The organism is Pseudomonas sp. FW305-3-2-15-C-LB1, from assembly GCF_058787615.1.
The window spans coordinates 60,913-74,258 of sequence record NZ_JBYSZX010000014.1 but is presented as its reverse complement, the minus strand read 5'-3'; the positions used below and the strand labels follow the sequence as shown (position 1 = coordinate 74,258).

Here is a 13,346-nt window from a genome sequence, read left to right as displayed (position 1 = left end):
AACCTCCAGGCGCTCCCCCGAGCGCCTGTTTTTTGATAGCATGCGCCGCATTATGAAGAAGCCCGCCCAAGATATGCGCCAGCACATCATCGATGTCGCCAGGTCGCTGATGACCCAGAAAGGTTACACCGCCGTCGGCCTTACCGAGTTGCTCGCGGCTGCGGGTGTACCTAAAGGGTCGTTCTATCACTACTTTCGATCGAAAGACGAGTTCGGCCAAGCGCTGCTCGAAGAGTACTTTGAAGAGTACCTCACGAGGGTCGATGTGCAGTTGGCCAGTGAAGGCTCCGGAGCCGAGCGCCTGTTGAGCTATCTACGCTATTGGGCCGAGACACAGGCGTTTGATCACACTGATCAAAAATGCCTGGTGGTCAAATTGGGTGCGGAAGTGTGTGATCTGTCCGAAAACATGCGCGGGGTGCTTGAGAAGGGGACAGCACTGATTATTGAGCGGATGATTCGTTGCGTCGAGCAAGGCAAAGCGGATGGCTCCATTGACGCGTCCGTAGACGCAGCAATATTGGCTGAAGCGCTCTATCAAATGTGGTTGGGTGCCTCGTTGCTGGTCAAGGTCAATAGAACACGTGAGCCTTTTGACGCGGCGCTTGATATGAGTCGTCGCTTATTGGCCTAGCCAGGCTTCGTCATGCTGCTCGACGTCACCACATGAATGCCTGAGGCCTGATTGATTGCGGCGTCCAGTAGCGCACGAGCAATCTGCGCCGGAGGGTTGAGACGCCAACGTTCAGGTAATAGCGGCGAGGCAAGTTTCAACAGCAAAATGAGGGCGCGCTCGGCATGACGCACTTCCTCGCGCTTGCCTCCAATCACACCAGGGCGCACATACGTCAGCGATTCAAACCCCACCTTTGCCAGGTCCTGTTCCAGGCGACCTTTGACCTGGTTATAGAAAAATGACGACTGCGCGTCTGCGCCAATAGCCGAATTGAGCACATAGGCCGGCGTTCCATGATCGCGTGCCAGCCTGGCCACGGCCAATGGGTAGGTGTGGTCAACTCGCTCGAAAGCGGCTTTGGAACCTGCCGTTTTTAGCGTGGTGCCCAGCGTGCAGATCACGGCATCCACTTGCCAGATGCCTGCCTGTTCGTCCAGATGGTCAAAGTCGATAGGGGGGGCGATGAGTTTCGGGTGCGACGCCAGCGCTTTGCGCGTCGGCGCGTAGACCACGCCGATGCGCGGATCCGACAGTGCCAGCGCCAATACATGGCTACCAACCAACCCGCTTGCGCCGACCAGCAGTAGCGCCAATGTGTTCGGCTCATTCATGCCTGGGAGTAATCCCGGGCAACATGCTGGATAGCATCAGCGACAGGCGTGGTGCCTTGGGTCAGTTCGATGATGACGCGATTCACGTGCGGCTGTTCAATGATCTGCAACAGAGCTGCTGCTACATCCTCACGCGGCACGTCACCGTATGGGATGGCCAGGCCCGCGCGGACTTTACCGGTGCCTGCCGAGTCCAGCAGCGTGCCCGGGCGCAAGATGACCCAGTCAAGGTCGGTCGCAGCCAGGTGCACGTCGGCGCGTTTCTTCACCGCCATGTAGTTTTCGAAGGTCTCGGAAACCGTTTTGCCTCGCGATGCTTCCGGAAACGCCGAGACCAGCACAAAGCGCCGGATGCCCGCCTGTTGAGCCGCGGCGACGGACAGTTCCAGCCCGCGACCATCAATGGCATCGGTCATCTGTGCGCCACCTTTGCCGCCTGCGCCGGCCGCGAACACGACGGTATCGCTGCCTGCCATGAGTTTGGCAAGAGCGTCTGTATCGAGTTCAAGCAGGTTGCCGGCAACGGGTTCGGCACCCAGCGCCTTGAGCTCGTCGGCTTGTTCCGCATGACGGTATAGCGAACGTGGTTGGTGACCCCGTTTCGCCAGTTGTTGGGCGAGACTACGGGCGACTTTGCCCGAGCCGCCGACGATAAAAACGGTGTTCACTGCGTTCATAGTTCCTCCAGACCAGGCGATGTGTCACAAATGGCCCGCTCAAGCGAACCTGCAAACGCGGTCGACGAATGCATGTTGGTCTTTATTTTATATTGGTCACTACAGAACGTGTCAAGCGCTTGGTGCTTTCGCTTGCGGCCAATTTTGCGCCATTTCAACTAAGTCAAGAGCAGAAAAAAGGCAGATAATTAACAAATATAATTGCTTAAATTCATCCAGATATATTGTTTTAATTGTTTTGTAGGGGGCGCTAGCATTCACGCATTGTCAACGAATGCTGAAGAGTGGCCCCATGCAATTGCTCGGAAATCTGCTGAAAGCGGTTAAACCCTCGCCCACGCTGGCAATCACGCGCAAGGCCGCAGAGCTGCGCAGAAATGGGGTGGATATCATCAGTTTGTCGACCGGCGAGCCGGACTTTCCAACCCCCGAGCACATCAACGCCGCCGCCAAGGCAGCTATTGATGCAGGCCAGACCCGTTACACCGATGTGGATGGCACCCCCGAGCTCAAGGCGGCAATCGTTCGCAAGTTTCAGCGCGAAAACGGCATCACTTACGCCACCGACGAAATCAGCGTCGGCACCGGCGGCAAGCAAGTACTGATCAATGCGCTGCAGGCAACATTGAACCCAGGTGATGAAGTGATCATTCCTGCACCTTACTGGGTCTCCTATCCGGACATGGTGCGCCTGGCAGGGGGGACTCCAGTGGAAATTCCTTGCGCGGCCAATCAGCATTTCAAGATCACCGCTGAACAGCTCAAGCAGGCGATTACACCACGCACCAAGTGGCTGATTTTGAATTCTCCCAGCAACCCGACGGGTGCGGGTTATAGTGCGGCTGAGCTTGATCAATTGGGCGCCGTATTGTTGGAGCACCCGCAGGTCTACGTGCTGACGGATGACATGTACGAGCACCTGAGTTATGACGGTTGGGTGTTTTCCACCCTGGCTTCGCAGGTGCCGGCGCTACATGGCCGCGTGCTGACCGTAAATGGTGTTTCAAAGGCGTATTCAATGACGGGCTGGCGCATTGGTTATGCGGGCGGTCCTAAACCTCTGATTGCCGCCATGGCCACCATTCAATCCCAGACCACCAGCAATCCCTGTGCGATATCCCAGGCTGCCGCGGTGGCAGCTCTGGATGGGCCTATCGATTTTCTGGCTGAGCGTAATGAAGTGTTCCGTCAGCGCAGGGATCTTTGCCTGGATGCGTTTAACAACACGCCCGGCCTGGTGTGTCGCCGTCCGGAGGGCGCTTTTTATCTCTTTCCTTCCTGCTCAGGGCTGTTCGGGCGCAAAACGCCAGCCGGTGAGGTGCTGACGAATGACGTTGATGTCTGCCGGTACCTGCTTGAGGCTGCGCAGGTGGCAGTGGTGCCGGGGAGTGCGTTTGGATTGGAAGGCTACTTCCGCATTTCTTTTGCAACCTCTACGGCACTGCTGGAGCGTGCGTGCGCAAAGATCAGGCAGGCGTGTGAACAGCTCGTTTGAACCTATCAGTACGTTTCGCGGAGTTAAGCTGGGAGGGAGGGGGCTAGCATCGCAACGGCTGTCGCGCCGATCCCTTGCAGATCCTCTCGGCTGGCAGCGTCGTGTGCTTGTAGCGACATGCCTTCAAGCAGGGTATTCAGGGCAGCTGCGAGCAGGCGGGTGTTGGTGTCATGGAGCAGTTGACCCTCCGCGACCGCGCGGTCAAGACGTTGTTGCAGGAAGTCACGGCCTTCCTGACGCAAGGCTTTGAGAGTGGCGGTGACTTCTTCTGCATCGTCCGAGACATTGACCGCCGCAAGTACGACCATGCACCCACAGGGTGCCTCGGGTTCGGTCAGGATTGACGCCGACGTATGGAAGAACTCGCTGATGGCGCGCACGATGTCCGGCTCGCTGTCCATGCGCTCCCACGTGGCGTCCCAAAACGTTTCTTCGTAATAGGCAACCGCTTCCAGGAACAATTTGGCTTTGTTGCCAAACGCCGCATACAGGCTGGGCGGGCTGATGCTCATTGCTGAACACAATTCCGCCACAGAAGCCGGCTCGTAGCCACGCTTCCAAAACACTGCCAGCGCATGCAGCAGAGCTTGGTCGCGGTCGAACGCACGCGGGCGTCCTTTTGCGCGTGGAACAGGGACTAGGGTGGGGTCAGTCATTGAGTGCAGCACCTTGGGCGTATCGCCAGACGAGTATGCCTGGAGGAGATTTCTGCCCTAATGATACACAAAATGAACTTTTCGGTTGCACAGCGTAATGCTCAGATTTCAGGTCGGCCGTGACGCGTGCCCAAAGGGCGGTACTTTGTATCGCTCAAGCACGTGGCCAATACCGCTCAACAGCGGTATCACATGCTGCGCAATATCATCGGCAACAGCGGTGGGCACCATCTCTGCGTTCCGGCGAAAAAACAATGGATCCTGAAAAATCAATCTGAGCTTGGACAGGCTGTTGCTGACTGCGGGCTGGCCGATGTTCAAACGCTCGGACGCCCTGGTGACACTTTTTTCCTGATAAAGAGCGGCGAAGATCACCAGGCAATTGAGGTTGAATTGCGCCAGGCTCTCGGTATTGAACGTTGACGTGGGGGGAGGGGAGTTCATGAGCATGACCCTGTCATTTGTCTTCGTTCGCCGTTGGTCGTAGAACGTGAGGCTATTCTAAAATCTACTAGACGACCGGTCTAGTTTTAATTAGAGTGGCTGCATTATGAAAAAGCATCATTCTGAAACACGCCAACACATCCTGGACGTCGCCAGGACGTTGATGACTCACAAAGGCTACACCAGCGTAGGGTTAGCTGAGGTGGTAGCGGCTGCGAGCGTGCCGAAAGGTTCGTTCTACCACTACTTCAAATCAAAGGATGAGTTTGGTCAGGCACTGCTTGAACAGTATTTTTCCGACTATCTGGCAACGGTCGACACGTTGTTGATGGGCTCCGCACCTGCAGCGCAAAGGTTACTGAGTTACTTCCAGTATTGGGCGCAGACCCAGTGCTCTGATTTGCCTACCGACAAGTGTCTAGTGGTCAAATTGGGCGCCGAGGTCTGTGACCTCTCGGAGGGCATGCGCTTGGTGCTCGACCGAGGCACGCAAGCCATCCACGCGAAGCTTGAGCGCTGTATTGAGCAGGGGCTTGTCGATGGTTCGATTACGTCCACAGCGCCAAGTGCGACGCTTGCGCAATCGCTCTATCAGGTTTGGCTCGGCGCTTCGTTGATGATGAAGATTGGCAAGCGCGATGACGCCTTTGAAACGTCCCTGACTTTGGCAAAGCGACTTTTGTCGTAGCTATTTTTTACCAACTTACTAGACGACCGGTCTATTTAAATGAGGTTTATCATGACAGATAACGCGACTCGTACCGACTTATTCACCCCGATTAACCTGGGCGCGATGAAACTCGCCAACCGTATTTTGATGGCGCCCGTAACCCGTAGCCGCTATGCCGAAGATGGCATTCCCAACGAGCTGCACGCCGAGTATTACGCTCAACGCGCCACGGCGGGCTTGATCGTCGCTGAGGCCACCAATATTTCCGCGCAAGGTCGCGGTTACGCGGCCACCCCCGGCATCTGGAGCGAGGAGCAGGTTGCAGGCTGGAAGAAAGTCACGGACGCCGTGCATGCCGCTGGTGGCAAGATCGTCAGCCAGCTGTGGCATGTGGGTCGCTTCTCCAGTGTCGAGCTGCAACCTGAGGGTGCCGCACCGGTCGCCCCTTCCGCGATCAAGGCTGAAGGCGACACCTATACCACCAACGGCTTCGTCCCGGTGTCGATGCCTCGGGCACTTGAAACCGATGAGATCCCGGGGATCATCGAGCAGTACAAACGTGCTGCCGAGAATGCCAAGCGTGCTGGTTTTGATGGTGTAGAAGTTCACTCGGCCAACAGCTACCTGCTGGACCAATTCCTGCGGGACTCGACCAACCATCGCACCGACCAGTACGGCGGCTCCATCGAGAACCGTGCACGCCTGACCCTGGAAGTGACCGAGGCAATCGTCAAAATTTGGGGCAACGACCGCGTGGGCATCCGCTTGTCGCCGGTAACTCCGGACGCCGGTAACACACCGCCCGACAGCAATGTCATGGCGATGTACGGCTACCTGATCCAGCAGCTGAACGCATTCGACCTGGCGTATCTGCACTTCGTCGAAGGCGCCACAGCGACTTCCCGCGACGTACCTGAGGGCGTCGATATGGACGCGTTGAGTGCGCAGTTCAACGGCCCCTTCATCGGTAACAACAACTACGACCTGGACATGGCTATTGAACGCCGCGCCGAAGGCAAGATCGATGCCGTTGCGTTTGGCCGCCTGTTTATCTCCAACCCGGACTTGGTCGAGCGCCTGCGTCGTGGGGCCGAACTGACCATCGCGCCACGTGAGTCGTATTACGGCGGCGGTGCGAAGGGCTACACCGACTGGCCACTCGGCAACTACTGATCCCCTTACATCCGCGATAACCCCAAAAACTGCCCGCACAGACGGGCAGTCACCAACGAGAGGAACGCCCATGAACTATCTGCAGAATAAAACCGCGATCATCACTGGCGCATCGTCCGGCCTGGGTGCTGCATCCGCACGTGCCTTGTCCGAGAAAGGTGTTCGAATTGTTGCAGCAGCCCTGGACCAGCAGGGCCTGGACGCCATCGTCAGCGAGCTGAAAGGCAAGGGCGGTGAAGCGGTAGGTCGCGTCAGCGACGTCACCAACCCTGAGGATATGAAAGCGCTGGCGCAATTCGCCCAGGACTCTTTCGGTTCGGTGGATATCCTGATCAACAACGCAGGCTTGATGCTGTTTTCCAACTGGGTCGACCTAGCCACCGATGATTGGGAAAAGATGATCAACGTGAACATCAAAGGCTACCTGCATGGTATCGCGGCGGTGTTGCCGTTTATGCTCAAACAGAAGTCGGGCCAGATCCTCAATATGGACTCGGTGGCCGGTCACCAAGTCGGGCCTGCCGCGGGTATCTACAGCGCCACCAAATTCTTCGTTCAGGCCATGACTGAGTCGATGCGCAAAGAGCTGGGCGTGCAGCACGGCATCCGTGTCAACACGGTAAGCCCGGGTGTGATCAACACGGGTTGGGCCGACAAAGTGACCGATCCTGCAGGTCGTAAGGCGGCCCAAGAGTTGAACAAGATTGCGATCTCGCCGGATGATATTGGCCGAGCCGTGGTGTATGCGCTGAATCAAGCCGAGAACGTCACGGTCAACGATCTGATCATTTCGCCGACCCGTCAAGATTGGTAAGCAGTCATCGTTGAAACCATCAAGCCCAGGCACTGGCGCAATGCTGAGTGTCTGGGCGCTACAGGATCCATCCTGTTTTCCCTGTAAAAGCAATGAGACCCTTCCATGACACACCGTATTTTGATTGTCGGCGGTGGCGCTGGCGGTCTGGAGCTTGCAACCCGTTTAGGCAAGACCCTCGGTAAGCGCGGCACCGCCCACATCACACTCATCGACGCAAACCTCACCCATATCTGGAAGCCACTGTTGCATGAAGTCGCGGCGGGCTCACTCAATGCCCACGATGACGAGTTGAACTACGTGGCTCAGGCCAAGCGGAATCACTTTCGCTTTCAGCTCGGCCGCATGAGTGGTCTTGACCGCGCTGCCAGATCCGTTCGACTTGCGTCGATCTTGGATGGTGCCGGTCGAGAGCTGGTGCCAGAACGTACCTTGAACTATGACACTCTTATCATTGCCGTCGGTAGCACCACCAATGATTTTGGCACCGTCGGTGCGGCACAGCACTGCCTGTTCCTCGATACCCGCCAGCAAGCCGAACGCTTCCATCAGCAGCTGCTCAATCACTATCTGCGCGCGCAGGCGCTTGGCATTGCGGGTGAGAACATCAGCGTGGCGATCGTCGGCGCGGGTGCGACCGGAGTGGAACTGGCCGCCGAGTTACACAACGCCGCCCATGAGCTGGCTGCCTACGGGCTGGATTGCATCCAGCCGCATGACATGCACATCACTTTGATTGAGGCCGGACCTCGAGTGCTGCCGGCGCTGCCTGAGCGCATCAGCGAGCCCGTCCATCGCACGCTGGAAAAGCTTGGGGTGACGGTGATGACAAATGCCGTCGTCAGCGAGGTCTGCGCAGAGCATCTCAAAACCCGTAACGGGGAAGTGATTGAGGCCAGCCTCAAAGTCTGGGCAGCGGGAATCCGAGCGCCGTCCTTTCTCAAGGATATCGACGGCCTGGAGACTAACCACATCAATCAACTGAGGGTGCGCCCTACGTTGCAAACCACGCTGGACGATGATGTCTTTGCGTTCGGCGACTGTGCCGCGTGCCCGCAGCCGGGGAGTGAGCACAACGTGCCGCCGCGTGCTCAGGCCGCGCACCAGCAGGCGTCGATGCTGGTCAAGAGCCTTCAAGCGAGGCTTGAAGGCAAAGCCCTGCCGGCCTACGTCTACAAGGACTACGGCTCATTGGTTTCGCTGTCACAATTTTCAGCGGTGGGTAACCTGATGGGCAAACTGATGGGCAGTGTGACGCTGGAAGGTTGGTTGGCGCGGATGTTTTATGCTTCGCTGTACCGCATGCATCAGGTAGCGCTCTATGGCTTGTTCCCTACCGCACTACTAGTGCTGGGCAATCGCATCGGTCGAGGCACCGAACCTCGATTGAAGCTGCACTAGATCGTAGATGGACTGAGCGCAGCCCCTCTAGCGCTGCGCTCATTCAACGTGTCAACGCATGGGTTCTTCGCCCGGCACCGGCGCGTGTTCGGGAATCAGATGTTGTTCTTTGAGCTGCGCCCAGAATTGCGCGGGAATCAGCGTCGAAAAAGCCGCTACGTTCTGCTCGACTTCCTCAACCGATTGGGCGCCAAACACCAGCGACCTGACAGCCGGGTGGCAAGCGGAAAACTGCAGGGCCGCCGCGGACATCGCGACGCCATAGGATGCGCAGACGGACTGTATGATCGCTACGCGCGCAGCGATGTCGGCCGGTACGGCGCGATAATCAAACATTGCGCTGGGACACGCACCCAGGGCCAGCACGCCTGAATTGAACGCGCCCGCCGCGATCACCGCGACTTCACGGCGTTGCAGTTCATCAAAATGCCCGTTGAGTGGCTCATGGTTAAGCAGTGTGTAGCGGCCCGCAATCATCGCGCAGTCGATGGCGAACTCTCGCGCCACTTCCACGACCACATCGGTTTCATTCACACCCAAGCCGACGGCAGACACCACTCCTGTGCTGCGCAGTTCGTCCAGCGCCCTGTACCCACCCTCACGGATCTGTTTCCAATACTGGTCCGCCTGCAGGCCGTGCCAGGCACGCCCCAGGTCATGAACCAGGAGTACGTCGATGCGATCCAGCCCGGAACGCTCGAGGCTATGTTCCACCGAGCGCATGAAGCCATCATAGGTATAGTCGTATTGGTAGTGCGGGTTGTGAAGGAACCATCTTGAGTCCGCCGGGCGCTGAGCTGCCGGCACGTCTGCGGTGTCGAGTACGCGGCCGACCTTAGAGCTGACGACCACCTCTTTTCGCACATTCAGTTCGCGTATTGCGCGACCCAAAGTGTATTCCGCTCGCCCGGTGCCATACATCGGCGCCGTGTCGAAATACCGGATACCCACTTCATAGGCCGACTGCACGATGGCCGCCGCCTGCTCGTAATCGATGTGGGGGCTATAACCCATCTGCACCGTGCCCAGTCCAACGGCACTGAGCTCAACGCCCGACCGGCCAAGCCTGCGTTTTTCAAGTGGGCTCATTGCGGATCTTCCTTTGTCGCGACGTCCAACGCTTCACCGATCGCATAAAAGTGACCGCCTGCGATGTAGTGCAGGCTCCGGAAATCCGGATCGGCGCTCTCGAAGTGCCAATGCCCGTCCCTGAATACGCGCGTGTCGGCCCAGGCGCCGACGACTTCACCGATAAATAGATCGTACGTCGACTGGTTGTGCGGTTCGGGTAATAGTTTGCACGCAAGCCAGGCTGAGCAGCCGGTCACGAATGGCGCGTCATGGCCGCTGATACTGAATAGCTCGACGCCGCTATGAGCCAGCTTCTGTGGATCTTCCTGCAGGCTGGTGCTGCCGACATCGCGGGTTAATTGCAGCTGTGCCACCGTGGGAACCTGAATCACAAAGAGGCCGCTACGCTCTACCAGTTCGCGGGTTGTCGCGATCTTGTCCAGCACCACAGTGACTTTGGGCGGTGAGAAATCCAATGCACAGGCCCACGCCGCGGCCATTACATTTCGAGTCTTCTCGTATTGAGCAGATACCAGCACGGTGGGGCCGTGGTTGATCAGCCGATAGGCTTTTTCAAGCGGCACTTCGGCAATGTGGTCGTGCATCGTAGCTCCAGAAAAATGAAACCCCGCATCCATTGCTGGAGCGGGGTAGGGCACATTCATGCGGTGGCGGTTTGGTTCAGGTAAACCTGGAGGCTTTCGTGACCACCAACAATGAGTGACTCAATGGTCGAGGTCCATTGCCCCTGCGGATCAGGCTCACGCGTGTCGAAGGTTGCAGACCACAGAATCACGACTTTTTGCTCGCCGGTCAGCGGGATCAATCGCACGGTCAACACGTAGTTGTCCACGGGCAGCGGCGCCTCAACGAAGCGATAGGAGAACTGTAGATTCACAGCGTCTACCGACAACAACTGCTCGCGCAGAATGGCGCCGTCCTGCAACGTCAGCCGACGGATGCAGCCAACTAGACCGTCCGGCTGACCGTCTTCGATGACGCTCTGCGGGATCGCCGGGTGCCACTGGCTGATTTTCCCGAAGCGCTTGAGTACATCCCAAACGCGCTCGGCGCCGCCGTCTACAACGGCGCTGTATTCAACTTTTGCCATGATTCATCACCTTAAGAAACATCATTGCGTTCAGGCCGCTCGGATCAGCCTTCGAACTGGTGATAAACCTTGGCGATCACCTTCCAGGTGCCGTCGATTTTGATCAGCGTCAGGTAGTCGTTGTAATCGGCGCCAATCGCGTCCTTTTCCATGTCCACGCGTACAACGGCAGTGGTCGGGGTGATTGCCAGCACGTCCAGGCGTGTGCTGATATCCGGGGCCTTACCATTAGTGCGGACGAAGTCGAACAGGTTGCTGATCGGGCCGCCCAACAGTTTGCCGTTGGTGAAGCCGTACATCACCGCTTCCTTGTGGAAGGCCTGCTCCAGCAGTTCCGGGCTGCCGGCACGTAGGCCGTCAGCGTATTGTTGGGCCACGGCGACAACGGCGTTGTAATCCTGGGTCGGTACCGCTTTGATGTTTTTGCTCATGGTCAAACTCCTTTGCATGATTTTGGCGCCAATGAGGCGCGGTTCAAACGGATGGGTTAAGGAGCAACGTGGGTGTGGTAGATCTTGCTGATGACGGTCCACCTTCCTTCAACCTTCAGCAGGTTGAAGAAGTCGGTGAAGCAGAAGCCGGAGATGTCATTGGTATCAATACGTGCGCTGGCAGCTGTGCCCACGATATCGACGTTGACGATGGCGCCTTTGGCTTCTGGTGACGGGCGGAAGGCGCTGTCGATGATGTCGAACAGACCCTGGATCGGGCCTCCGGTCAGCTTGCCTTCGCCATCTACACCAAAGATGGTTGCCTGCTCACTAAAAGCCGGTTTCATGATGCTGCTCTTGGCGTGTTTGCCGCCTTCGTTGTAAAGGCTCAGCACTTCGACGATTGCGTTGTAGTCATGGACGTATGTTGGGTTGCTCATGGTGTAGCTCCTATTTTAAAGGGGGTTGATGCAACGCTTGATTGATTGCGCTGCGGGCGTATCGGGCAATGGTCAGTAATGCCAGCAGGGCAACTGCCAGTCCCGACCAGGTCATGATTTGTGCAGTGCGGCTGGTAGCAACCTCGCCGCTGATGATGTGTGTGACGTCTACCGCCAGCGAGCCCAGGTACACGTACAGAAATGTTCCAGGAAGCAAGCCGATCCAGGTGGCAAGCATGAAGTCTGTGCGTGCGATTCGGCTGGCGCCGAGGGCATAACTCAATGGCGCGAACGGCACGATCGACGCCAGGCGCAGAAGAAAAACAATCCGAAAACCGCCTGACTGAATAGCTTTGTCGACCGCGGCAGACCTCGGGCTACTTTCAGTGCGCCGAGTAACCCACGGCCGCAAAAACGATCGGCTGATGGAAAATGCAGCGATTGCGGACAGCACGCCTGCTGGAGAGATGAGCAAAGTTCCCCACATCGGGCCGTACACAAAACCGGCCAGCGCCGTGAGTATCGAGGCGGGCACAAACGCGAGAGTGGCCACCACGAATATCGCCGCATAAAGGGCAATCCCGACGGTGCCGAGCGCGCGAATAATCTCGACCCACTGCGCGATGTTGTGCACGGCCATCTCTATCACTTTGCCCATCCCAATCGTCGCCAACGGCTATTTAGTTAGCGATCGCTACGTATTGAGTGTATTTTATAGTGGTCACTACAGTTGATGTCAACACATTTACCGTTGGTGTATTGGCAATGTGAAAAACGGCCTCCGGCGATGCTTCACGGCCAATACCCGACGGCCTGCGGGAGTACGCCATGACGCAAAAGTTTTATGCACAAGACACCTGTTTCTACAGCTCGATGGGCACCTACAGCTTTGAGGACAGATGTGAAATCACAAAGGAGGTCGGCTACGACGCGACCTATCTATCAATCTGGGATGGGCGTAACTGGGCAGCGGTTGAGCAATTGAACACTGTCAAGGCGCGATACGACCTTGAGGTCGCTGGCATCTATGTGGTGCTTAACCTACGCCTGGGTTTAGAGGATGAACAGAACGCTGGCATCTACAAGATGCTGCGCGTGGCACCGTTAGGCTCCACCGTCGAACTGGCTATTAAAACGGCAGGTGACTTCGCGCGTTCAGACCCAAGGGGCGATAAGCCTGTGGTGCGTTGGTTGGCTGAAGCGTTGTCTATCGCGCAACAACGCAATATCCGCATCTTGATCTACACGCATTTGCTGCACTGGAGCGAAAAACACGACGACGCCTTGCGCATTTGTGAACGACTCAATCACCCCAACCTAGGCATCGTTTTCTGCGGCTATCACTGGTACGCCGGCGACGGCGAAAAGTTGGGCGCAACGCTGAGACGTGCGCTGCCCTTCCTAAAGCAGGTGAATCTTTCAGGTGCGCGCCGCAGCCCTCTGGGGTGGGGCCAGACTGCGACCATCGAGACCCTCGACCAGGGCGAAATGGACAACTTTGCGGTCATGGCTCAGTTACGGCGGCTGGGTTACGACGGCTACATCGGCTGGCAGGGGTGGGATGAAAGTGGCGACGCGTTCACCAAGCTGCGCAAATCGCTTGAGACATTGCGCAGCATGGAAGAGCGTGTGCGCAATTTCCCGCATTGGGCCCGTCACGTCGACTCTCATTAAGG

Annotated in this window: 17 protein-coding genes; 7 read left to right on the top strand and 10 right to left on the bottom strand. The window is 57.4% G+C overall.

Annotated elements, in window-relative coordinates:
• The first annotated feature begins 52 nt into the window (after window positions 1–52).
• Window positions 53–634, top strand: coding sequence for a TetR/AcrR family transcriptional regulator (locus AC3WP7_RS23375; protein ID WP_172963324.1), 582 nt, complete (start codon window positions 53–55; stop codon window positions 632–634).
• Here AC3WP7_RS23375 and AC3WP7_RS23370 read toward each other — a convergent pair.
• Both AC3WP7_RS23370 and AC3WP7_RS23365 read right to left on the bottom strand, forming a co-directional pair.
• Window positions 631–1,287: a Rossmann-fold NAD(P)-binding domain-containing protein gene (locus AC3WP7_RS23370; protein ID WP_102592110.1), complete on the bottom strand. Its 657-nt coding sequence runs from the start codon at window positions 1,285–1,287 to the stop codon at window positions 631–633. The two genes, AC3WP7_RS23375 and AC3WP7_RS23370, sit on opposite strands and share 4 nt — an antisense overlap.
• Window positions 1,284–1,955: an SDR family oxidoreductase gene (locus AC3WP7_RS23365; RefSeq protein WP_102592185.1), complete on the bottom strand. Its 672-nt coding sequence runs from the start codon at window positions 1,953–1,955 to the stop codon at window positions 1,284–1,286. The genes AC3WP7_RS23370 and AC3WP7_RS23365 overlap by 4 nt, the downstream gene beginning before the upstream one ends.
• A gap of 301 nt (window positions 1,956–2,256) precedes the next feature.
• Here AC3WP7_RS23365 and AC3WP7_RS23360 point away from each other — a divergent pair, with 301 nt between their 5' ends.
• Window positions 2,257–3,459, top strand: coding sequence for a pyridoxal phosphate-dependent aminotransferase (locus tag AC3WP7_RS23360; protein WP_102592111.1), 1,203 nt, complete (start codon window positions 2,257–2,259; stop codon window positions 3,457–3,459).
• A 23-nt stretch (window positions 3,460–3,482) separates the two neighbouring features.
• Here the strand turns inward: AC3WP7_RS23360 and AC3WP7_RS23355 are convergent, their stop codons facing one another.
• Complete coding sequence (locus tag AC3WP7_RS23355) at window positions 3,483–4,115, bottom strand: TetR/AcrR family transcriptional regulator (RefSeq protein WP_102592112.1); 633 nt, start codon at window positions 4,113–4,115, stop codon at window positions 3,483–3,485.
• A gap of 108 nt (window positions 4,116–4,223) precedes the next feature.
• Window positions 4,224–4,559, bottom strand: coding sequence for a LysR family transcriptional regulator (locus AC3WP7_RS23350; RefSeq protein WP_102592186.1), 336 nt, complete (start codon window positions 4,557–4,559; stop codon window positions 4,224–4,226).
• A 106-nt stretch (window positions 4,560–4,665) separates the two neighbouring features.
• Between AC3WP7_RS23350 and AC3WP7_RS23345 the strand changes: the two genes are divergently transcribed.
• The 4 genes from AC3WP7_RS23345 to AC3WP7_RS23330 all read left to right on the top strand — a co-directional run bounded on the left by AC3WP7_RS23345 (window position 4,666) and on the right by AC3WP7_RS23330 (window position 8,617).
• A complete protein-coding gene (locus AC3WP7_RS23345; protein WP_102592113.1) occupies window positions 4,666–5,247 on the top strand; it encodes a TetR/AcrR family transcriptional regulator in 582 nt (193 codons plus the stop codon).
• A gap of 51 nt (window positions 5,248–5,298) precedes the next feature.
• Window positions 5,299–6,402: an alkene reductase gene (locus tag AC3WP7_RS23340; protein WP_102592114.1), complete on the top strand. Its 1,104-nt coding sequence runs from the start codon at window positions 5,299–5,301 to the stop codon at window positions 6,400–6,402.
• Between the two features lie 70 nt (window positions 6,403–6,472).
• On the top strand, window positions 6,473–7,216 hold the full coding sequence (locus AC3WP7_RS23335; protein ID WP_102592115.1) for an SDR family oxidoreductase: 744 nt from the start codon (window positions 6,473–6,475) through the stop codon (window positions 7,214–7,216).
• A 105-nt stretch (window positions 7,217–7,321) separates the two neighbouring features.
• Entirely contained in the window at window positions 7,322–8,617 is a 1,296-nt protein-coding gene (locus AC3WP7_RS23330) for an NAD(P)/FAD-dependent oxidoreductase (protein WP_102592116.1), read from the top strand.
• A gap of 51 nt (window positions 8,618–8,668) precedes the next feature.
• Here the strand turns inward: AC3WP7_RS23330 and AC3WP7_RS23325 are convergent, their stop codons facing one another.
• Genes AC3WP7_RS23325 through AC3WP7_RS23300 form a run of 6 tightly spaced genes read right to left on the bottom strand, consistent with a single transcriptional unit; the run spans window position 8,669 to window position 12,310 of the window.
• Window positions 8,669–9,706, bottom strand: a complete 1,038-nt coding sequence (locus AC3WP7_RS23325; protein ID WP_102592117.1) for an aldo/keto reductase — start codon at window positions 9,704–9,706, stop codon at window positions 8,669–8,671.
• Complete coding sequence (locus tag AC3WP7_RS23320; RefSeq protein ID WP_102592118.1) at window positions 9,703–10,293, bottom strand: flavin reductase family protein; 591 nt, start codon at window positions 10,291–10,293, stop codon at window positions 9,703–9,705. The genes AC3WP7_RS23325 and AC3WP7_RS23320 overlap by 4 nt, the downstream gene beginning before the upstream one ends.
• A 56-nt stretch (window positions 10,294–10,349) precedes the next feature.
• On the bottom strand, window positions 10,350–10,799 hold the full coding sequence (locus tag AC3WP7_RS23315; RefSeq protein ID WP_102592119.1) for an SRPBCC family protein: 450 nt from the start codon (window positions 10,797–10,799) through the stop codon (window positions 10,350–10,352).
• Between the two features lie 44 nt (window positions 10,800–10,843).
• The gene (locus AC3WP7_RS23310; protein WP_102592120.1) at window positions 10,844–11,230 is read right to left on the bottom strand and encodes a nuclear transport factor 2 family protein; all 387 of its coding nucleotides are present in this window, start codon (window positions 11,228–11,230) and stop codon (window positions 10,844–10,846) included.
• Window positions 11,231–11,286: 56 nt separating this feature from the next.
• Window positions 11,287–11,670 carry a nuclear transport factor 2 family protein gene (locus tag AC3WP7_RS23305; protein WP_102592121.1) on the bottom strand — a complete coding sequence of 128 codons (384 nt, stop codon included), beginning with the start codon at window positions 11,668–11,670 and terminating at the stop codon, window positions 11,287–11,289.
• Between the two features lie 10 nt (window positions 11,671–11,680).
• Entirely contained in the window at window positions 11,681–12,310 is a 630-nt protein-coding gene (locus AC3WP7_RS23300; RefSeq protein ID WP_256579921.1) for a TVP38/TMEM64 family protein, read from the bottom strand.
• 188 nt (window positions 12,311–12,498) lie between these two features.
• On the opposite strand from AC3WP7_RS23300, the gene AC3WP7_RS23295 reads away from it, so the two are divergent.
• Entirely contained in the window at window positions 12,499–13,344 is an 846-nt protein-coding gene (locus AC3WP7_RS23295; RefSeq protein ID WP_102592123.1) for a sugar phosphate isomerase/epimerase family protein, read from the top strand.
• Window positions 13,345–13,346: the final 2 nt, after the last annotated feature.

What these genes read in the sequence shown, in the direction of transcription:
- AC3WP7_RS23370 (WP_102592110.1), bottom strand. Translation starts at nt 1,287, where the DNA reads ATGAATGAGCCGAACACATTGGCGCTACTGCTGGTCGGCGCAAGCGGG.
- AC3WP7_RS23340 (WP_102592114.1), top strand. Translation starts at nt 5,299, where the DNA reads ATGACAGATAACGCGACTCGTACCGACTTATTCACCCCGATTAACCTG.
- AC3WP7_RS23345 (WP_102592113.1), top strand. Translation starts at nt 4,666, where the DNA reads ATGAAAAAGCATCATTCTGAAACACGCCAACACATCCTGGACGTCGCC.
- AC3WP7_RS23325 (WP_102592117.1), bottom strand. Translation starts at nt 9,706, where the DNA reads ATGAGCCCACTTGAAAAACGCAGGCTTGGCCGGTCGGGCGTTGAGCTC.
- AC3WP7_RS23295 (WP_102592123.1), top strand. Translation starts at nt 12,499, where the DNA reads ATGACGCAAAAGTTTTATGCACAAGACACCTGTTTCTACAGCTCGATG.
- AC3WP7_RS23310 (WP_102592120.1), bottom strand. Translation starts at nt 11,230, where the DNA reads ATGAGCAAAAACATCAAAGCGGTACCGACCCAGGATTACAACGCCGTT.
- AC3WP7_RS23355 (WP_102592112.1), bottom strand. Translation starts at nt 4,115, where the DNA reads ATGACTGACCCCACCCTAGTCCCTGTTCCACGCGCAAAAGGACGCCCG.
- AC3WP7_RS23360 (WP_102592111.1), top strand. Translation starts at nt 2,257, where the DNA reads ATGCAATTGCTCGGAAATCTGCTGAAAGCGGTTAAACCCTCGCCCACG.
- AC3WP7_RS23305 (WP_102592121.1), bottom strand. Translation starts at nt 11,670, where the DNA reads ATGAGCAACCCAACATACGTCCATGACTACAACGCAATCGTCGAAGTG.
- AC3WP7_RS23300 (WP_256579921.1), bottom strand. Translation starts at nt 12,310, where the DNA reads ATGGCCGTGCACAACATCGCGCAGTGGGTCGAGATTATTCGCGCGCTC.
- AC3WP7_RS23375 (WP_172963324.1), top strand. Translation starts at nt 53, where the DNA reads ATGAAGAAGCCCGCCCAAGATATGCGCCAGCACATCATCGATGTCGCC.
- AC3WP7_RS23320 (WP_102592118.1), bottom strand. Translation starts at nt 10,293, where the DNA reads ATGCACGACCACATTGCCGAAGTGCCGCTTGAAAAAGCCTATCGGCTG.
- AC3WP7_RS23335 (WP_102592115.1), top strand. Translation starts at nt 6,473, where the DNA reads ATGAACTATCTGCAGAATAAAACCGCGATCATCACTGGCGCATCGTCC.
- AC3WP7_RS23350 (WP_102592186.1), bottom strand. Translation starts at nt 4,559, where the DNA reads ATGAACTCCCCTCCCCCCACGTCAACGTTCAATACCGAGAGCCTGGCG.
- AC3WP7_RS23315 (WP_102592119.1), bottom strand. Translation starts at nt 10,799, where the DNA reads ATGGCAAAAGTTGAATACAGCGCCGTTGTAGACGGCGGCGCCGAGCGC.
- AC3WP7_RS23330 (WP_102592116.1), top strand. Translation starts at nt 7,322, where the DNA reads ATGACACACCGTATTTTGATTGTCGGCGGTGGCGCTGGCGGTCTGGAG.